Source organism: Micromonospora inyonensis, assembly GCF_900091415.1.
GTDB lineage: Bacteria > Actinomycetota > Actinomycetes > Mycobacteriales > Micromonosporaceae > Micromonospora > Micromonospora inyonensis.
The window spans coordinates 1001865-1021356 of record NZ_FMHU01000001.1 but is presented as its reverse complement, the minus strand read 5'-3'; the positions used below and the strand labels follow the sequence as shown (position 1 = coordinate 1021356).

The 19492-nt window shown below is 72.2% G+C and carries 16 protein-coding genes; 9 read left to right on the top strand and 7 right to left on the bottom strand.

Annotation, left to right across the window (positions count from 1 at the left end):
- Window positions 1-138 precede the first annotated feature (138 nt).
- From dacB to tilS, 3 genes are all read left to right on the top strand, one after another.
- Window positions 139-1539, top strand: a complete 1401-nt coding sequence (gene dacB, locus GA0074694_RS04580) for a D-alanyl-D-alanine carboxypeptidase/D-alanyl-D-alanine endopeptidase (protein WP_425413603.1) — start codon at window positions 139-141, stop codon at window positions 1537-1539.
- Between the two features lie 126 nt (window positions 1540-1665).
- The gene (locus tag GA0074694_RS04575; RefSeq protein WP_091452905.1) at window positions 1666-2730 is read left to right on the top strand and encodes a zinc-dependent metalloprotease; all 1065 of its coding nucleotides are present in this window, start codon (window positions 1666-1668) and stop codon (window positions 2728-2730) included.
- An 11-nt stretch (window positions 2731-2741) separates the two neighbouring features.
- On the top strand, window positions 2742-3806 hold the full coding sequence (gene tilS / locus GA0074694_RS04570; protein WP_091452902.1) for a tRNA lysidine(34) synthetase TilS: 1065 nt from the start codon (window positions 2742-2744) through the stop codon (window positions 3804-3806).
- A 27-nt stretch (window positions 3807-3833) separates the two neighbouring features.
- Here tilS and GA0074694_RS04565 read toward each other — a convergent pair whose 3' ends face one another.
- Window positions 3834-4796 carry a GlxA family transcriptional regulator gene (locus GA0074694_RS04565; protein WP_091452899.1) on the bottom strand — a complete coding sequence of 321 codons (963 nt, stop codon included), beginning with the start codon at window positions 4794-4796 and terminating at the stop codon, window positions 3834-3836.
- 150 nt (window positions 4797-4946) lie between these two features.
- On the opposite strand from GA0074694_RS04565, the gene GA0074694_RS31385 reads away from it, so the two are divergent.
- From GA0074694_RS31385 to folE, 4 genes are all read left to right on the top strand, one after another.
- Window positions 4947-5084: a hypothetical protein gene (locus tag GA0074694_RS31385; RefSeq protein WP_176737774.1), complete on the top strand. Its 138-nt coding sequence runs from the start codon at window positions 4947-4949 to the stop codon at window positions 5082-5084.
- Window positions 5085-5238: 154 nt separating this feature from the next.
- Window positions 5239-5814 carry a hypoxanthine phosphoribosyltransferase gene (gene hpt, locus GA0074694_RS04560; RefSeq protein ID WP_088981737.1) on the top strand — a complete coding sequence of 192 codons (576 nt, stop codon included), beginning with the start codon at window positions 5239-5241 and terminating at the stop codon, window positions 5812-5814.
- Between the two features lie 485 nt (window positions 5815-6299).
- Window positions 6300-8381 (top strand): ATP-dependent zinc metalloprotease FtsH, encoded by a 2082-nt coding sequence (gene ftsH / locus GA0074694_RS04555; protein ID WP_245714540.1) that lies wholly within the window; start codon window positions 6300-6302, stop codon window positions 8379-8381.
- A 38-nt stretch (window positions 8382-8419) separates the two neighbouring features.
- Window positions 8420-9085: a GTP cyclohydrolase I FolE gene (gene folE, locus GA0074694_RS04550; RefSeq protein WP_091452896.1), complete on the top strand. Its 666-nt coding sequence runs from the start codon at window positions 8420-8422 to the stop codon at window positions 9083-9085.
- A gap of 19 nt (window positions 9086-9104) precedes the next feature.
- On the opposite strand, the gene GA0074694_RS04545 is transcribed toward folE, so the two are convergent.
- Together GA0074694_RS04545 and GA0074694_RS04540 are read right to left on the bottom strand one after the other, a co-directional pair.
- A complete protein-coding gene (locus tag GA0074694_RS04545; protein ID WP_425413602.1) occupies window positions 9105-9899 on the bottom strand; it encodes a hypothetical protein in 795 nt (264 codons plus the stop codon).
- Window positions 9827-12907 (bottom strand): FtsK/SpoIIIE domain-containing protein, encoded by a 3081-nt coding sequence (locus GA0074694_RS04540; RefSeq protein WP_245714539.1) that lies wholly within the window; start codon window positions 12905-12907, stop codon window positions 9827-9829. Before GA0074694_RS04540 ends, GA0074694_RS04545 begins: the two co-directional genes overlap by 73 nt.
- A 450-nt stretch (window positions 12908-13357) precedes the next feature.
- On the opposite strand from GA0074694_RS04540, the gene GA0074694_RS32570 reads away from it, so the two are divergent.
- Complete coding sequence (locus tag GA0074694_RS32570) at window positions 13358-13678, top strand: hypothetical protein (protein ID WP_245714538.1); 321 nt, start codon at window positions 13358-13360, stop codon at window positions 13676-13678.
- Between the two features lie 6 nt (window positions 13679-13684).
- Here the strand turns inward: GA0074694_RS32570 and GA0074694_RS04530 are convergent, their stop codons facing one another.
- Both GA0074694_RS04530 and GA0074694_RS04525 read right to left on the bottom strand, forming a co-directional pair.
- The gene (locus GA0074694_RS04530; RefSeq protein WP_091452885.1) at window positions 13685-14284 is read right to left on the bottom strand and encodes a hypothetical protein; all 600 of its coding nucleotides are present in this window, start codon (window positions 14282-14284) and stop codon (window positions 13685-13687) included.
- Between the two features lie 13 nt (window positions 14285-14297).
- Complete coding sequence (locus GA0074694_RS04525; RefSeq protein WP_091452882.1) at window positions 14298-15473, bottom strand: M23 family metallopeptidase; 1176 nt, start codon at window positions 15471-15473, stop codon at window positions 14298-14300.
- A 239-nt stretch (window positions 15474-15712) separates the two neighbouring features.
- Between GA0074694_RS04525 and GA0074694_RS04520 the strand changes: the two genes are divergently transcribed.
- Window positions 15713-16957 carry an IS110 family RNA-guided transposase gene (locus GA0074694_RS04520; RefSeq protein ID WP_091452879.1) on the top strand — a complete coding sequence of 415 codons (1245 nt, stop codon included), beginning with the start codon at window positions 15713-15715 and terminating at the stop codon, window positions 16955-16957.
- A gap of 11 nt (window positions 16958-16968) precedes the next feature.
- On the opposite strand, the gene GA0074694_RS04515 is transcribed toward GA0074694_RS04520, so the two are convergent.
- Together GA0074694_RS04515 and GA0074694_RS04510 are read right to left on the bottom strand one after the other, a co-directional pair.
- On the bottom strand, window positions 16969-17517 hold the full coding sequence (locus tag GA0074694_RS04515) for a hypothetical protein (RefSeq protein ID WP_091452875.1): 549 nt from the start codon (window positions 17515-17517) through the stop codon (window positions 16969-16971).
- Window positions 17518-17521: 4 nt separating this feature from the next.
- A complete protein-coding gene (locus GA0074694_RS04510) occupies window positions 17522-19492 on the bottom strand; it encodes a hypothetical protein (RefSeq protein ID WP_091458655.1) in 1971 nt (656 codons plus the stop codon).

Below are 19492 nucleotides of genomic sequence, written 5' to 3'. Positions count from 1 at the left end.
GCCGTCCCGGTGGCCCCCGGTGTGCCGGCCGCGGCCGGATCCCCGCCGCCCGGCCCATCCGTCGCACCACCGACGGCTCCACAGGGCCCGCCGCCGGACGGCGCAACCACCCCGCGGCGGCGACGCACGCTGCTGACGGTGCTGGCGGCCGTCCTGCTGCTGGTCGTCGTCGGCACCGGGCTGGTCGTGGTCCGGCCCGGCCCGGTGGCCGGCTGGCTCGGCGGGGACGCCGGGCCGACGGCGGACGCCCGCGAACCCGAGGCCGCTCCCGTGCCCGTGCTGGGGCTGCCGTCCGGCACCGCTCCCGTCCCGACCCCGGAGGGGGTCCGGGCCGCGCTCGACCCGCTGGTCGGCGCAGCCGGCCTGGGCAGCCGGGTCAACGTCTCGGTCACCGACGTCACCACCGGCCAGGAGCTGTACGGCCGGGGCGCGGACGACGGCACCGTGCCCGCCTCGGTCACCAAGCTGGTCACCGGGGTGACCGTGCTGGCCGCGCGCGGCCCCGCATACCGGATCGGCACCCGGGCCGTGGCCGGCGCGACGCCGGGTGAGGTCGTGCTCGTCGGTGGGGGCGACCCTACGCTCGCCATCGACGCGAACGGCTTCTATCCCGGGGCGGCGCGCCTGGACGTCCTCGCCGAACAGGTGAAACAGGCCCTCGGCGGGACACCTCCCACCAAGGTGACGGTGGACTCGACGCTCTTCCCTGGCCCGGTCTACGAGCCGGGTTGGGACGCCGACATCCCCACCGGCGGGTACGGCGCGGCGATCACCGCCCTGATGACCGACGGGGCGCGCGTCGACCCGGACGCCGGGTCCAAGGGCGCCGAGCGGTACCGCACCCCCGACCTCACCGCCGGGCGGGCGTTCGCCCGGCTGCTCGGCCTGCCGGCCGGGACGAAGGTCGAGCGGGGCGGGGCCCCTGGTGGGGGCAGCGCCGGCCCCGCCGGGGCGCCCGCCCCCGGCACCGAGTTGGGCCGGGTCGAGTCGCCCCCGCTGATCCGGCTGGTCGACATCATGATCACCGACAGTGACAACGTGGTCGCCGAGGCGCTGGCCCGCCAGGTCGCCCTCGCCCGTAACCAGCCGGCGTCGTTCGTCGGAGCGGGTGCCGCGATGGACCAGGTGGCGGCCGAACTGGGGCTGCCCGCCGACGAACTCGCCCTGGCCGACGGGAGCGGGTTGTCGCGTACCAACCGGATCAGCCCGTCCCTGCTCACCGACCTGATCGCGCTCGCGGGCAACGGCACCCGACCCGAGCTGGCCGGCATCTTCGGCGGCCTGCCCGTGGGCGGCTGGTCGGGCACCCTCGACGACCGGTACGCCACGACGGCCACCCGGGCCGGCGCGGGCGTGGTGCGGGCCAAGACCGGGACGTTGACCGGGGTGCACGCGATCGCCGGGCTGGTCACCACCGCCGACGGCCGCCTGCTCAGCTTCGCGGTCCTCACCGACCGCACGCCTCCGACCACGCCGGACGCCACCCGGCTGGCCCTCGACCGGATCGGGGCGGCCCTGGCCGGCTGCGGCTGCCGCTGACCCCGCCCCCACCCACGACCGTTCCCGCCGCGGCACCCGCCCGGCGGGGACCTTCCCGTCGCCCGGCCCGGCCGGCGGCGACGCGAGCCGGGGTGGGGGTGTACCGGCGCGGGTACGGTGGGGTGCATGGCGCAGTTCGTGGACTGGGATCTGGCCGCCGCCACCGCGGGGGCACTGGGCAAGTCGGGGCCCCGGGTCTCGTACGCCGAGGCGACCGAGGTGGTGGGGGAGCTGCGGCGGCTGACCGACGAGGCGGCCGAACACGTGGCCGAGTACACCGGCCTGCGTGCGCAGGTCACGCACCCACCGGTGCGGGTGGTGGACCGCCGGGACTGGGCGGCCACCAACATCGCCGGACTGCGTGAGGTGATCACCCCGCTGGTCAGCCGACTCTCCGGCGACAAGCAGCCGGGCGCGCTCACCGAGGCAATCGGGTCGCGGCTGACCGGGGTGCAGGCCGGCGGTGTGCTGGCCTACCTCTCCGGCCGGGTGCTCGGCCAGTACGAGGTCTTCTCCGCCGACCCGGGCCAGCTGCTCCTGGTCGCCCCGAACATCGTCGAGGTCGAGCGGAAACTGGAGGCCGATCCGCGCGACTTCCGCCTCTGGGTCTGCCTGCACGAGGTGACCCACCGCACCCAGTTCACCGCCGTGCCGTGGATGCGGGCGTACTTCCTCGGCGAGGTCCAGGCCTTCGTCGACGCCTCCCAGGGCGGCGAACACCTGCTGGAACGGTTGCGACGGGGGATCGCCACCCTCTCTGACGCGATCAAGGACCCGGAGAGCCGGGCCAGCGTGCTGGACATCGTCCAGACGCCGGCCCAGCGTGCGGTGCTCGACCGGTTGACGGCGCTGATGACCCTGCTGGAAGGGCACGCCGAGTTCGTGATGGACGGCGTCGGCCCGGAGGTCATCCCGAGCGTGGAGCGGATCCGGGCCGGGTTCAACCGGCGCCGGGAGGCGGGCAACCCGCTGGAGAAGGCGATCCGCCGGCTGCTCGGGGTGGAGGTCAAGATGCGCCAGTACGCCGAGGGCCGCACGTTCGTGCACGGCGTGGTCGAACGGGTCGGCATGGCCGGCTTCAACCGGATCTTCAGCTCCCCGTTGACCCTGCCCCGTCTGGAGGAACTGGGCGACCCCGACGCCTGGGTGGCCCGGGTGCACGGTCCGGCCGGGCCGCTGCCGACGGTCTGATCCCGTCGGCCGTGGCCGTGCTCGCGCCGGCGGTAGCCGCGGTCCGGGTCGCCGTCCGGCGGGCACTGGTGGGCCTGCCGGGTTCCGGTCCGGTCCTGGTGGCCTGTTCGGGGGGTGCCGACTCGCTCGCCCTCGCCGCCGCCACCGCCTTCGTCGCACCCCGCCTGGGGCGCGCGGCCGGGCTGGTCACCGTCGACCACGGGCTCCAGACCGGCTCCGCCGAACGGGCCGCCGCCGTGGCCCGGTGGGCGGAACGGACCGGGCTCGGCCCGGTGGAGTCCGTCCGGGTGCGCGTCGCGGGCCGTCCCGGCGGTCCGGAGGCCGCCGCGCGGGAGGCCCGCTACCAGGCGTTGGCCGAGGCTGGTCGACGGTACGGCGCGAGCGCCCTGCTCACCGGTCACACCAGGGACGACCAGGCGGAGACGGTGCTGCTCGCCCTGGCCCGGGGCGCCGGGCCACGCGGCCTGGCCGGGATGCCACCCCGCCGGGACCTGTCCGGGGTGCCACTGCTGCGCCCGTTGCTGGACGTCAGCCGGGAGCAGACCCGCCGGGCGTGTGCGGCGCTCGGGCTCACGCCGTGGGAGGACCCGCACAACGTCGACCCGTCGTACGCCCGGGCCCGGGTCCGCAGTGACGTGCTGCCGGTGCTGGTCGCGGCGCTCGGCCCGGGGGTGCTGGACAACCTCGCCCGGACGGCCCGGCTGGTGGCCGCCGACACGGCCGTCCTCGACGACCTCGCCGCCGACGCGCTGGCCGCCGCCCGGGTGCCGACCGGCGGACCCGCCGGGGCCCGCGCGGAGGCGGGCGGGGACGGTCCGGGAGCGGGCGGGGCGGCCGGGGGCCGCCCGGACGGTGGCGGGCTGGTCGTGGCGGTGCTGGCCGGGCTCGCGCCCGCGGTCCGTACCCGGGTGCTGCACGCCTGGGCTCGCGAGGTGGGTGCCCCGGCGGCGGCGCTGTCGTACCGGCACGTCGCCGCGCTCGACGCGCTCGTCACCGACTGGCGTGGGCAGGGGGCCGTGCACCTGCCCGGCGCACTGCGGGTCACCCGCCGCGACGGGCACCTCGTACCGGCCTGACCTGCCCCTGCCCGACGCTGCCGGCTCTCAGTTGGTCAGAACGCGGTCCCGGAAGGTCGCCCGGTAGACCGCCGGGGTGGCCCCGACCCGGCGGGCGAAGTGGTGCCGCAGCGCGGCGGCGTCGCCGAACCCAACCTGCCCGGCCACCGCCTCCACGCTGAGCCGGGTCTCCTCCAGCAGCCGGCGGGCCAGCAGCACCCGCTGGTTGGTCAGCCAGTCGTGCGGGGTGGTGCCGGTCTCGGCGCGGAACCGCCGGGCGAAGGTACGGGCACTCATGCCGGCGCGTTCGGCCAGTTCCTCCACGGTCAGCGGTCGGTCCAGGTGCCCCATCAGCCAGGTGAGCACCGGTTCCAGGGTCGGTGCCTCCGGTGCCCTGGGGATCGGCGCCTCGACGTACTGCGCCTGCCCGCCGTCGCGGTGCGGCGGGACGACCATCCGGCGGGCGAGCCGGGTGGCCACCGCCGAGCCGTGCTCCTGCCGGACCAGGTGCAGGCAGGCGTCGATGCCGGCGGCGGTGCCCGCGCTGGTCAGCAGCGGACCGTCCTGCACGTAGAGCGCGTTGCACCGGACCCGGGCCAGGGGGTGGCGTTCCTGGAGGTCGTCGACGTACCGCCAGTGGGTCGTGCAGTCGCGGCCGTCGAGCAGTCCGGCCTGGCCGAGCACGAAGGCCCCGGAGCAGACGCTGAACACGTACGCGCCCCGGTCGGCGGCCCGACGCAGCGCGGCCAGCACCTCCGGTGGGACCTCCGCGTCGCTGGGGTGGGCCGGCACCGCGACCAGGTCGGCGTCGTCGACCGGCGCCAGGTCGGCCGACGGGAGCAGGGTGAACCCCGACGAGGTACGCACCGGAGCGCCGTCGACGCCGCACACGGCGAACCGGTAGCCGGGAAGACCGTCGGCCGTCCGGTCGGTGCCGAAGACCTCACAGAGCACACCCAGCTCGAACGGGGCGACGCGGTCCAGCGCGAGAACGGCGACGGTTCGCAGCATGTGACCAGGGTAACCGCAGGGGTGGCAGGAATTCGAGGTGCAGTGGCATCCCTGCCACTGTTCCTGATCCCTGGGCGGTCGCAGACTGGACCGGTCCGGTGCGCACCGGCGGCGGGAACGACGGACACCTCACGGAAAGCGAGCGCCGCCATGGAATTTCTCCTGCTCCTCCTCTTCCTCCTCGCCCTCACGGCCGGTTCGGCGCTCGGGATCACCGTCGACAGCCGGGACTCGGCCGACTGGAAACCGACCGAAGAGGGTCGCCGCTGGCGATCCCGGCCCTGCTGACGCTCCTGGTCGCCTGGGCTGCGGGGTCGGGGTGAGGGCCGGATCGGCCCAGTCGGACGGGTCGGACGGCGCCGGTGCCGGGGCGTCGGCGGGGACGCGCGAAAAGGGCGGCCCCGCCGACGGCGACCGAGCGGCGTACGGCAGGCTAGGGGGCATGGCTGACGGCTCCTGGTACGACGCCGACATCGACCACGTGATCATTTCCGAGGCGCAGATCCGCGAGAAGACCGCTGAGCTGGCCAAGCAGGTCTCGGCGGACTACGCCGACGTCGAGGACGGGCTGCTGCTGGTCTGCGTGCTCAAGGGCGCGGTCATGTTCATGGCCGACTTCGCCCGGGCGCTCGGGCGGCACGGTCCCCCCGCCGAGCTGGAGTTCATGGCCGTCTCCTCGTACGGCCAGGGCACCACCTCGTCCGGTGTGGTCCGGATCCTCAAGGACCTCGACCGCGACATCGCCGGCCGGCACGTGGTGGTGGTCGAGGACATCGTCGACTCCGGCCTCACCCTCTCCTGGCTGCTGCGCTACCTGGAGTCGCGTTCGGCCGCGAGCGTCGAGGTCGTGGCGCTGTTCCGCAAGCCCGACGCGGTCAAGGTCGAGGTTCCGGTGAAGTACGTCGGCTTCGACATCCCGACCGAGTTCGTCGTCGGCTACGGCCTCGACTTCGGCGAGCGTTACCGCGAGCTGCCCTACGTGGGCGTACTCAAGCCCCAGGTCTACGCCCGCTCCTGACCGTCCCGGGTCGGCCCCGCCCCGGTGGTCGACCCCGTCGCCGGTGGCCGCCGCCGCTGCCCGCAGCGCAGGCGATATCGGTGGACATCGAGTGGACGTACAGCGCGCTCCCAGGTATCGGGACTACCGTGGTGGTCCGGTGGCGTGGGAGCAGTCCCGCGACCGGGCCGTCGACCACCGGTCGGCGACCGGGAGCGGTGCCGACGTCACGCCGGCTCTCGCCCGGGACCCGGGTGGATGGTGAGGAGCTGACGGAGCCGTCGGTCACGCCGAGTCATGCCGGCGGTGCGCGACTGCGGCCCTCGCGAGCTCGCTCGTTGTCCGCACGGTGTACCGTCGAATGACCGCGACGCGGCGATTAGCGTCTCGGGGTCGAGGCCAGCCCGAAGAACGGCGGCTCCGGCCGCCGCCTCGGCGGCGAATAGCCATCAGACGGTCAGGACGTCGATCAGGAGGGTCCGGGCGCCTCGGCGCTCGACAACAGTATGGAACGTACGCGTTTCTTCCGCCGCCCGGTGGTCTGGATCATCCTGGTGATCGCCGGCGCGATTCTGCTCAGTCAGTTGTTCACCGGTGGCCCGAGCTACCACAAGGTCGACACGTCGGTCGCACTCGACCGGCTCAACACCGCGCAGATCGACAAGGTCGTCTTCCAGGACAAGGAGCAGACGCTCCGGATCGACCTGAAGGACAAGGCCAAGTTCGGTGACACCACCACCGACAAGATCGAGGCGCAGTTCCCGTACGAGGTCGGCGACCGCGTCTGGGAGCAGGTCCTCGCGGCCAAGGCGGCCAACCGGGTCACCGGTCCGGCCGACACCGAGGTGTCGTCGGACAGCGTCCTGGTCACCCTGCTGGTGAACCTGCTTCCGATCGCCCTGCTCGTGCTCCTGCTGCTGTTCTTCATGTCGCAGATGCAGGGTGGCGGCTCCCGGGTGCTCAACTTCGGCAAGTCCAAGGCGAAGATGATCACCAAGGACACCCCGAAGACCACGTTCGGGGACGTGGCCGGGGCCGAGGAGGCCGTCGAGGAGCTGCACGAGATCAAGGACTTCCTGCAGAACCCGACGAAGTACCAGGCCCTCGGTGCCAAGATCCCCAAGGGCGTGCTCCTGTTCGGGCCTCCCGGTACGGGTAAGACGCTGCTCGCCCGCGCCGTCGCCGGTGAGGCCGGGGTGCCGTTCTACTCGATCTCCGGTTCCGACTTCGTCGAGATGTTCGTCGGTGTCGGTGCCAGCCGCGTCCGTGACCTCTTCGAGCAGGCCAAGGCGAACGCCCCGGCGATCGTCTTCGTCGACGAGATCGACGCGGTCGGCCGGCACCGTGGTGCCGGCATGGGTGGCGGTCACGACGAACGCGAGCAGACGCTCAACCAGCTCCTCGTCGAGATGGACGGCTTCGACACCAAGGGCGGCGTCATCCTGATCGCCGCCACCAACCGGCCGGACATCCTCGACCCGGCACTGCTGCGTCCGGGCCGGTTCGACCGGCAGATCCCGGTGGACGCGCCCGACATGGAGGGACGCAAGGCGATCCTCCGGGTGCACGCCAAGGGCAAGCCCTTCACGCCCGACGTCGACCTCGACTCGGTCGCCCGCCGGACCCCCGGCTTCAGCGGCGCCGACCTGGCCAACGTCATCAACGAGGCCGCCCTGCTCACCGCGCGCAAGGAGGAGCGGGCGATCACGAACGACTCGCTCGAGGAGTCGATCGACCGGGTCATCGCCGGTCCGCAGCGGCGGACCCGGGTGATGGGCGACCAGGAGAAAAAGATCACCGCGTACCACGAGGGTGGGCACGCGCTGGTCGCCTGGGCGTTGCCGCACGCCGCTCCGGTGCACAAGGTGACGATCCTGTCCCGCGGCCGGACGCTGGGGCACACCCTGGTGCTGCCCACCGAAGACAAGTACACCCAGACCCGCGCCGAGATGATCGACACGCTCGCCTACGCACTCGGCGGCCGGGCTGCCGAGGAGCTGGTCTTCCACGAGCCGACCACCGGTGCCGGCAACGACATCGAGAAGGCCACCCAGCTCGCCCGCGCGATGATCACGCAGTACGGCATGAGTTCGAAGCTCGGTGCCATCAAGTACGGCACCAGTGGTGACGAGCCGTTCCTCGGGCGCAACATGGGCCACGAGCGGGACTACTCGGACGCGGTGGCCGCCGAGATCGACAGCGAGATGCGGGCACTGATCGAGCTGGCGCACGACGAGGCCTGGGAGATCCTGGTCGAGTACCGGGACGTCCTGGACGCCATGGTCCTCGAGCTGATCGAGAAGGAGACCCTCTCCACCGCCGACATGGCCCGGATCTGTCACCGGGTGGTGAAGCGTCCGCCGATGGCGCCGTACAACGGCTTCGGCAAGCGGCAGCCCTCCACCGAGCCGCCCGTGCTCACCCCCGCCGAGCAGGACGCGCTGAAGGCGCAGGCCGAGGCGGACGGTGTCCGGGCCGCGGTCGGCGGCGGCACCTCGCCGAACAACCTGGGCGCCTCCCCGAACAACCTCGGCACCGCCCCGCACAACCTCGGCGGCTCCGCGAACAGCTCGGACGGTACCCACTGAACCCGCGCGAACAGGCGGCCAGCCAGGACGATCCTGCGCTGGCCGCCTCGTCCACCGAGCCCGACGGTGACGAGGCACTGGACTACCTCGCCGCCCGCCTGATCAACGGCAAGCTCACCGGCCTCCCGGTGGAGAACGCCGTCGACCTCGGCCGGATCGAGAAGGCGGTACGCGAGATCCTGATCGCGGTCGGGGAGGACCCCGACCGCGACGGACTGCTCCAGACCCCCGCCCGGGTCGCCCGCGCGTACGCCGAACTCTTCGCCGGCCTCCGGGTCGACCCGAAGAAGGTGCTCACCACCACCTTCGAGGCCAACCACGAGGAGCTGGTGCTCGTCCGGGACATCGACGTGATGAGCCTCTGCGAGCACCACCTGCTCCCCTTCCGGGGCAGCGCGCACATCGGCTACATTCCCGGCCCGGACGGGCGGATCACCGGATTGTCGAAGCTGGCCCGGTTGGTCGAGGTCTTCGCCCGCAGGCCGCAGGTGCAGGAACGGCTCACCTCGCAGATCGCCGACCTGCTGATGGAGCGGCTCGCTCCGCGTGGCGTCATCGTGGTGCTCGAATGCGAGCACATGTGCATGGCGATGCGGGGCATCCAGAAGTCCGGCGCGGAGACGATCACCTCTGCGGTGCGCGGCACCCTCCAGCGCGACGCGAAGTCCCGCGCCGAGGCGATGGCCCTGATCATCCGCCGCTGACCGAGGGCCGCGCCACGACTCAACCGGTCAGCACGGCCACCAGGATCCCGGCGGTGCACAGCGCCGCCGGGACCCCGCACACCAGTACGCCGAAGCGGGGGGTGCGATCCAGTCGTCCGTCCGGACCCGGACGGAAGAAGCGGCCCACGCCCACCCAGCCCACCGCGAACGCCACCGCCGGCAGCACCAGGCCGAGCAGCACCGCCAGTGCGATCCGTGCCCCGGAACCGGTCAGCACGAGGACGACCTGGAGCAGCGGCCCCAGCACCGCCACCGGCCCGTAGACCAGAAGGTTCCGCAGCCGGTCCGGCCAGCCCTCCGGCCGGGAAGCGCGCCAGACCCCGACGACCGCCACCCACCCACGCGCGTCGAGCACGCCGTCGGCGGCGTCCGCGTACTCCCGGGCGGTCCGCAGCGCCGTCAGCACCGCCGCCGGCCCGGCCGCCATCGACCGGGCCGCAACCGTGACCTCGGGCGGGGACGGCACCAGCGCCATCGTCGGTACGCCCCGTTCGCGGAGGCGGGACTGCTGGGCCGCCAGGCGGGCCCGTACCACGGTCAGCTCCTCCCGGGCGGCCTGGACCGACCGGGCCTGCTCGCCCGCGGCGGTGGCCGCGCCACGTCGTACCCCGTCGAGCTGCCGCGCGGCGGCGAGATAGTCGGTCCACGCGGCGGCGACCGGATCGGAGGGGGGCGGCTCCTCCGGCGCGACCCGCTGCGTCGGCGTGCTCCTGACCTCGGTCATCCCGCTTCCCCGTCCCCGTCGGTGGCGAACGGGACCAGGACCGTGCCCGACCCGTCCGAGCCGTCCCAGAGCAGCGCCCGTCCGGGCCGGGGTGACCACTGCACCGGGCGCCCGACGATCGGTGTCAGCTGGTTGGCGGGCACGTCGACCACCACCACCGACGCCACCTTGCCGACCCCGTCATCCGGATCGAGCAGCGCACCGAAGGCCGACGCCGAACGCCACCAGCCCAGCACGTGCCGTCCGGTGGGTGGGCCGTCCCGCAGCAGGGCACGCAGCGGCCCGTCCGGCACCCCGCCCGGACCGTCCGCCCCGAACAGCACCAGGTAGCCGGGGTGCTCGTCGTCCAGGACGGCGAGCAGGCCGGACAGGTCGACCGTCTCGACGGTGTGTCGGGCGGCCAGCTCGGCGGCGAGAGCGGCGGCGACGTCCCCCGCGTTCCTGGTCAGCGCGGCGACGACGAACCGGGCGCTGCCCGACCCGTGGTGCGCGGCGACACTCCGGACAATGCTCGCCAGCAACGACGCGGACTCCGGGCCGGTGCCGAGGACCACCAGGTTGCGACCGGCCACCGGGACGAGCGGCACCGACACCGTCGAACGGGACACGTCCACCGCCCGACCGAGCAACGCGGCCGGCGTGCGGGCCCGCCCGGCCTCGGCGGCCCGGTAGCAGGGGTCGTTACGCAGCACCGGTCGGGCGTAACCGGCGAAGACCACGGGTGGGGACGACCCGGCGGGCCGGGCTGCCCAGAGGTCGCGCCGCAGCGCGGCGAGCGAGGCCGGATCGTCGAGCGGATCCGGGAAACGCACCATCCGCTCGTGCCCCCGGGTTGCCCCGCGCGGGCCGCCGAGCCCGCCCGCGGTGTTGACCACCGCGCTGCCCACCGCCAGACCGGCGGCGGCGTCGTTGGTCGGCTCGAGCACCGCGCCGCCGCCCGGTAACGCCACCCGTACCGGGAACTGGCCGAGCACGGAGTCCCGGGAGGCGGCTCCGGCGGCGAGACCGAGGTCACCCTCCCCGGCCAGGACCAGGTGGATCCCGTACGCCCGACCGGCGCGGGCCAGGGTCTCCAACCGTCCGGCCAGGTCGACGCCGAGCCGGTCACGCTGCCCCGGGCGGTGTCCGGGGCGGCCGTCCCGGAACAGCAGCGACACGTTGTCGATCACGCAGACGATCCGGGGCAGGGTTTGGTGCTGGCGCAGTTCGACGAAGCGCTGCCCACCGGCGCGGTGTCCGGCCTCCTCGCGCCGACGCAGTTCCGCTTCGAGGTGGCCGAAGAGTGACTGCACGTACTCCCGGTCGGCCGCGAGCGCGGCCGTCGCGACCTGCGGCACCCACGACCGGTCCCGCCGGGTCTGGAGAAACTCGGTGAACGACTCGCCGTCGGCCAGGTCCACCAGGTGCATGATCAGCTCGTCCGGTCCGTACCGGGCGGCCAGGCCGAACAGCACGTTGGTCAGGAAGTCCGCCCGTCCGCTGCCCGCCCGCCCGCTGATCAGCCAGTGCGGGGTCAGCTCGGTGAGGCCGAGGGTCACCGTCCGTCCGTCCGCGTCGCCTACCACCGTGGCGAGGCCGGTCGCGGAACTCGTCTCCCAGCGGGGCGCGTCGGCGGGGGGAAGGAGGGTGGCGAGTGTGAGCTGTGCACCGGCGGCCACCCGTCGGGCCAGCCGGCGGCAGACCGCCTCGACCAACCCGGCCGGCGGGTCGTCCTCGACGAGGACCGGAGAGTTCAGACCCGTCGGCGGATCCGCGCCGGGGCTGGCGAACGAGGTGCCGGGCGGGTCGCCCAGCAGGGCGTACGCGTTGCGGATCGCGATCTCCGTCGCGTGCGGCAGGGTCGCGGCCCCGGTGCGGCCCGCGTCCGGTGCGGTGGGGACGATGGCCGGGCCGGGTGCGCGGGACCGCGTCGTGCCGTCCCCGTTGGTGTTGGTGTTGGTGGCGCTCGCCAGCGGTGGGTGACCGGCCGCCGAGGGGGGCCAACCGGCGACGACCAGGTGCAGGCCGGCACGGTGGCCGCACCGCGCCAGTGCCTCGATCCGCGCCAGGTCGTGCGACTCGACTCCCGGCGGCAGTGCGGCGATCACCAGCAGCATGGTGCGGTCGTGCCGGCGTTGCCGGGCAGTACCGGAGGCCACCCACTGCTCGGCCTCGCTGAGCACCGCCCGCAGGCCGGCGGGATCCGTGGCGGGTGGTGGCAGCAGACCGGCATCGGCGAGCGGGGCGAAGCCGGCGAAGGTCTGGCTGGTCCGCTCCGCGACCGTTCCTGTGCCGCCGGAGTCGACCGGCGTCGGGATGCCACTGGAGCCACTCGGTGCTCGGGTACTGCCGCCGGCCGGGTCGACAGGCGCCGGGGCGCTGTCTCCTTCGGGCCCCGTCGACGCCCGGGCCCTGCCGTCGGCGGACTCGGTGGGTGCCGGGGGGCCGTCGTCGGCGGATCCGTCGGCCGTCGGTCCGGGCCCCCCGGTGACGCGCGGATCGGCCGTCGGCCCGGGTCGCCCCTCGGCGGGCGGGTGTGATGTCGCTCCGGGCGTTCCGGTGGCCAGCGTGTCCGCTGTGGCTGCGGTGGATGCCCTGGCCGACACGCGGGGCGGTGTTCCGGCAGGTGCCGTAGCCGACACGTGGGGCGGTGTGCCGGTGGCGCCGTCGACTGCGCGAACCAGTAGGGAACCGGCAGGCGAGGCAGCCAGCAGCCGGAGCAGAACGGCACGGAGGAGACCTGCGACGCGCGGGTCACTGACGTCGGTGTCGATGACCAGGTGGCCGGTGCCCGGCAGGGGCACCAGCGCGGGAAAACGCGCGTCGTCGAGCGGGGCGGCGGTACCGACCCGGACGAAAGGGGGCACCTCGTCACCGGGCGGTACGTCCGGGGTGAGCGAGTCCAGTGCGGCACCTGCCCAGCCTGGTGCCAACGCCTCCGCCGCCCGGCGGAGCCGGTCGGCCAGTTCGTACTGTCGACGTTGATCGGCGGGGACCGGACGGGTGTCGTCCAGGATGGTGGCGGCGGCGGCCGTGGTTGCGGCGGCCCGTCGGTGCAGGGCGGCGGCACGGCTGGCGGGCCCCTTGATGTTGGCCACCCGTCCACCTCTCTTCCCGAGGCCGGTCGAACCTCCCCGAGCAGAGACGGTATCCCAGGTCGGGGTGGCGGTCCGGGATGTGCGACGGCGGTGCGCGCAGCGAGATCGCGAACCGTGTCGATCCGGCGAAGCGGGACGAGTCAGGTGAAGATCGCCGGCTTCCGGGGCATTGGGTACGAGGCGTCCAGCCGATAGCCTCAGGGGGTGGAATCAGTGCAGCCCCCCGCCGGTTCCCAGGTGTCCCGCGTACCGGCGCAGCGGGCCCCGCAGGAGGATCTGGCGCCACCCCCGGCCCAGCCGGTTCCGGTGCCGCCGCGCCGTCGGCTGCGGACGGCCCTGACGGTGGCGGGTGTCGTACTTGCCGTGGTCTGTCTGAGCGCGGCCGTCACCGTCTACGTCCTCTACAGCCGCGCCAGCGCCCCGGACCGAACGTCGCCGGGAGTCGTAGTGGTGAACTACCTACAGGCATTTCTGGTCGACCGAAACGACGCACGAGCCAGGGAACACGCCTGTGAGGATTCTGCGGGCCTGGCTCCTATCGGGCGGTTCCGGGACCAGATTGTCAACCGTGAGCGAGAACTTGGAGTGACCTTCTCAATCAATGTCGAAGGGGTTGTTGTCTCCAAGGACGGACCCTCGGATGCGCTGGTGACAGCGGTGGTCAGGAGAAGCGCATCCATCGATGGTATCCAACAGAGCCTTACCGATGGGTGGCGCTTCGAGTTGCGGGAACATGACGGCTGGCGCGTCTGCCGCGCCGAGTTGTCCTGAACCGGTCTACTCGATCCAGAGCAGGTGGACGGGCACCTCGAGGGTGGTCGGGGGCAGGCCGCGCCAAGCCCAGCGGTACCAGTCCAGTTCGGCGGTCACCCGTACACAGATGTCCCAGTCAGGGCCGGAGTAAGGCTCGGTGACGGCGCGTAGATCACGGCGTTCGGCTGGACCGACCACGTGGACGACCCGTCGGCCCGTTACCGCATCGGCCTCGAAGACCGGAGTCGGCGGCCGACGCGACGGCCCATCCAGCGAGACCATGCGCGGTGTCGGGTCGCGTGGGGTATCGGCTGTGGGGCGGATTCCCAGGGTCTCCACCCAGACCCGTTCCACCGGAACCAGCGGCGCGAATACCTCCACCTGCTCGGACTCAGCTCGGTACCACTCGTTCTCGGGAATCACCGGAACGTACGTCCGACTGTTCTGCACCACCCGCTGATCGGCGCGGAGGTCCCCGCGCCACCCCGTGCCGGGCAGCCCGATCACGACCCGCCGTCCGCGTAGATCGACCAGCCCGGTAGCGGGCGCCAACCGGATCGGCCGGGGCGGAAGCGGGGCCCAGTCGGGTTGACCGGCGAAGGGGTCTGGGAGTGGACCGGTCATGGGACCCGACCCCTCACGCCGCGCCTTTCAGCGGGGCACCCCGCTCCTTCATGAACGGCACCGGGTTGATGGCGCCGCGACTGCTCCGGTCCTCGTTGACGTGCACCTCGTAGTGCAGGTGCGGACCGGAGGAGTTGCCGCTGCTGCCCACCTCCCCGATGACCTCGCCCGCCTCGACCATCTGCCCGGGAACGACGAGAGGCTTGTGGAGCATGTGGCAGTAACGGGTGATGTAGCCGCCGGCGTGCAGCATGTCGACGAACCAACCGCAGCCGCCCTTGTTCGGCCAGCCGTCCTCGTCGCAGCTGAGCCGCTCCCGGTTGTCGGGGTCGCACCTGGCGACCAGGACCCGTCCGCTGGCGGCAGCGCGGATCTTGGTCTCCTTGGGGGCGGCGATGTCCACGCCGTTGTGCTTGGGCCGCTCCGCAGTGCGGAATCCCGAACCGACCCCGCCGGGGATGGGCGCCGTCCAACCCGACGCGGCGATCTCACCGCCCGCCGCCGCATCGCAGACCTTCCTCCCGGAGATCTGGACCGTCCGGGCAGCTCCGCCGGCCAGCGCGTCCACGATCCTGCTGGCCAGTTCCTCGTGCTTGGCGTACGCGTCCGGGAAGGCGCTGATCTGTACCTTCTGGGCCGCCACCGTCAGCGGGAGCTGCTGCCAGTTGTCGACCTTGACCAGCTTCTCGTAGAACTTCCGGGCGGCGTAGGCGGGATCCATCCGCTGACGGACCGTGCCCCATCCGGCACGTTGCTGGAACAGGCCCAGCGAGTCGTGGTCCCAGCCGACCCCCTCATTGGGGATGTCGTTGGAACCCGCCACCGTACTGTTGGCCAGGTTCCGGAGCCCGGACTCCTGCATGGCGGTGGCGACGGCGATCACCCAGGCCCGTGGGGGTAGCTCCATGTCCTGTCCGACCTTGATGATGATGGCCGCGTTACGGAGCTGCCGCTCGCCGTACTCGGTGAACCGGGGCATGTCTCCGGTCACGTCGACGGTGTTCTCGGTACCACAGTTCAACGCCCCCGCATTGATCATCTGATCGGTCTCGCCACCGAGTTCGGTGAGGAAGAACGCGCCGGCTCCGCCCGTGCAGCAGAGCAACGCCATCGATGCGGTCAACGCTGCTGCCAGTGCCCCGACGCGCACCTGCCGTCGGGGCGAGGCCTTCCGGGTGGTGTCGCTCATTGGTGCACCCTTGTCTCACTCGAGCTGAGGTTGGTTCGAGTGCACCGGTGACCGTCGGGCCATCGCCCAGCTCGCTCGACCTTCGAGGTCCAGCATGAGTTCTGCGAGGCCCGGCGGCCCGGGACACCCCGACTGGCAACAGGGCTATGCGCCATCGAGCGCCGCTCAATGAGCGACCGGCAGTGGTGTCCCGGAACCGCCAGGTGCTTCCCCACTGGTAGCGCAGCGGAGAGGCAACTATGAGTGTGACCGACACCGCCGTGCCGGCGCGAGGCAACTCGGCCGGGGTGGACTGGGCCAAGGACGACTACGCGGTCTGCGTGGTCGACGCCGACGGTGAGCCGCTGGAGCGGCTGGCGCTGAAATACACCAGGACCGGCCTGAGACGGCTGATCGATCTGCTTGACCGGCATCGGGTGGACGCGGTCGGCATCGAACGTCCGGACGGGCCGATCGTAGATGCGTTGCTGGCCGCCGACACGACCGTGTACGTGATCCCACCCTCGCAGGTCAAGGCACTGCGCCGACGGTACGGCTCGGCCGGGAACAAGGACGACCGGTTTGACGCCTACGTCCTGGCCGACACCGTCCGCACCGACCGGCGCCGGCTGACCCCGCTCGTGCTGGACAGCGAGACAACCACCGGGCTGCGCAAGCTGTGCCGCGCTCGCAAAGACCTGGTCGCCCACCGCATCGCGGTCGCCAACCAGCTGCGCGCCCACCTGGCCACGACGCTGCCGGCCACTGTCGAGCTGTTCAACGAGATCGACTCGTCGATCAGCCGGCAGTTCCTGACCCGGTTCACCACCCAGGATGCCCTGGACTGGCTGTCGCCCAAGCGCCTGGCCGCCTGGCTGAAGAGCGCGAGCTACTGCGGCCGCACCGACCCAGCCGTGCTGCACGCCCGCATCAACGCCGCGCCTCGCGGCGCCACCGGAAACTACGGACAGACCCTGGCCGGCATCACCCGCGCCTACCTCGCCACCCTGGCCGCCATCGTGGCCCAGATCGACGCCCTGAACCAGCAGATCACCGAAGCCCTCGACCTGCACCCCGACCGGGACATCTTCACCAGCCTGCCCCGCTCCGGCACCGTCCGCGCCGCCCGGCTGCTCGCCGAGATCGGCGACGCCCGCGGCCGGTTCCCCACCCCGGCGTCCCTGGCCTGCCTCGCCGGCGTCGCACCCTCGACCCGCGAATCCGGCAAAGTCCGCATCGTGACCTTCCGCTGGGCCGTGGACAAACAACTGCGCGACGCCGTCTGCGACTTTGCCGGTGACAGCCGCCACGCCAACCCCTGGGCCGCCGACCTCTACCAACGAGCCCGAGCCCGCGGCCACGACCATCCCCACGCGGTCCGTATCCTGGCCCGCGCCTGGCTGGACATCATCTGGAAGTGCTGGACCACCAACACCCCCTACGACCCGGACCGCCACCGAGCCCTCCAACACCTGCTCAAACAAGATCATCAAGTGGCGGCTTGACACAGGGCAACTCATGCCCGCTCCCAGTCCACGACGTCAACCAGCCAGCGTCCCTCCGGTGCCACGAGTTCCAGCCGCAGCTGTCCGGTGTTTAGGGGAACCAGTGCCTCGACGAACGACTCGGTCCGTGGCCGGAGGGTGGTCGGACCGGTGGTCCGTTCCGCCGGTACTCCGGCCGGGTCCGCTCCGGTCAACTTCTCAACCAGAACGGGTGTGGCGAGCGGCCGGATCGTCGCCAGCCACTCCTCGCTGGTCATGTCGCGACCGCCGAGCCACGCTCTGACGAAACGGTCGGCGACTTCCTCCGGTCTCGGGGCGCCGGGGCGGGTGACCGGGGAGGGCGGTGCGGCCGTGGCGATCGCACCGTCGTCTCCCGCATTCGGGTCGACCGTGGTGATCGGCCGGTCCGGTCGGTTACTGAGCCCGGTGGACGGGTCGACCGGGCCGGAGACCAGCCGAGCCGCTCCGATTACCCCGAGAACCAGGATGCCGATGCCCAGCGCCACGCCGATTCGGGACCGGAGCACCCGGGTGAAAAGGAACTCGATCGCCCGTCGCACGTCCTCACCTCGCCTCGGTACGTACCCGAGGAGCCTGCGGGGTGGGAGCGGGGGTGCGCTCCGTCGAGCCGGGGCGGTAGATCACGAAGGAAGGGCTCTCCTCCGGCACGTCCGGCTCCGTCCAGGTGGTCTGTGCCCGGCGGGGACGCGGCGGCGTGGTGGTCCGCTCGGTACGACGCGGCTCGTCCCGGGCCACCGTCTCGTCCGCGCGTTCGCGACCGTCCGGGCGTTCCCGTGGTTCCGTTCCGGCGACCGCGAGGGTGTCGGTGCGCGTCGGGCCGTGCGCGGGGTCCTCCCGGCGTGACTCCGGCCGGAGCCGGGTCTGCTCGACCACTGCTCCCCGTTTCTGGCCCGGTGCCGAGTCCGCACGGTGGCCGGTCTCGGCCTCCTCCAGCCGGGCGGCCGTACGCATGTCCCGGAAGAACCGGCGATGCCAGGAACCACCGGGGCCGGACGCCTCGCCGCTCTCCTTCCCGCCGCCGAGTTGGGTGATCCGTCGGTACGGCCGCAGCAGCAGCCAGCCCACCACACCGCAGAGCCAGACCAGAACCACCTGGAGCCAGCCGGGCAGGGTGGGCGTGTTCATGATCAGGTCGACCGCGAAGAGATAGATGGCCGCGCCGGTGCCGAAGATGGCGATGTTGAACACCGCTGCGACGACAGCGTTGCCGAGACGTCGGAGACCCGCGCTCGCCGGACGCATCAGACCGATGGTGCCGAGGATCGGCGCCGCGATCACCGCCCACCGGAAGAGCAGGAAGCCGAGGAGGACCAGCAGGGAGGCGATCAGGTCGAACATGGCGAAGAGGGCGGCGGCGAGCACCGCGATGAAGCCCGCGCCCACCCGGTCCATGTCGCGGATCCCCTGGAGGTACTCGTAGGCCTCCGGGTCCTCCTTCTTGATCTGCTCAGCGACCTTCATCCATTGCTGCTTTTTGGCTTCGATGATTGAGGTGCGAGTGTCGGGGTTCGCCCGCATGGACTGGGCTTCCCCCCACGTCAGCGAGCGGGCGTCGTACAAGGCCGGTCCGTACTTCTTGGCCGTCTCGCTGTCTGCTGATCCGAGCAAACCTCGCAACCAGTTGCGGTAGAGCATCGTGTCAGTTGCGGTGTCACTGGCCCGCACGGCCGGTGAACGAAGATCCTTGCACCTGTTCGGATCGGGGTCGATGCAGCGTCCCGGAGCGGGTTCCTTCGATTGCGGCCCTACCGCGTCATGGACGACAGCCAGTGTCGTGACCAGGGTGCCGTCAGCGATACTGGCCGATTTCACCGGCCAGGCGGCCAGCGCGGTCACCGTCACCATTACCAGCAGCGCCCAACCGGCCGTGGTCATCGCGTTGCTCATGTCCGACTGTCGGGACCGCCAGAGCAGGTAGAGCCCGACCACGCAGAGGGTGACGATTCCGAAGACGCTGAACACCTTCTGGTAGACGGCCTTGGTGGCCTGTTCCACTAACGGGTCGGCCCAGCCCCACATGGCCTGTGGCCCCCAGGCCCGCTCCCGCAGAGCATTGGATGCTCCAATGATCGCTGTCGCGATCATGAACTCGCCGTTCGCAACCGTCGTGGTGAATTTGTAATCCGGGTGGAGGATGCTGGATGCACATCCGCCGTCCACGTCGTAGGTGGTGTAGCCGTAACCCGCGTAGCCGTACAGGCTGTAACGCCCGACTATGCCACTACCGGTATCAGCGCTTGGGGCACTGGCGAACCAGCCGGCCAGGCCAGCGTCGGGCGTGCCAGGTGTCGGTGGCGAGAGGCATTCCGCCCGTGCCTCGGTCACGTCCTGCAGCTTCGCTACGCAGGCGCGGAAGTCGGCCTGCCACTCCTGCGTGGTGCAGAGGTCGGCGCGGGCCTGGGCCGCCGGGGGTGGGGCCGCCGTCGCGCCGACCGCGGGCCAGACGATCGTGGCCATCGCGAGTACGCCGACGGCGAGGAGGAGTGCCGCGATCCGTGCCGGGGCCCTCGCCAC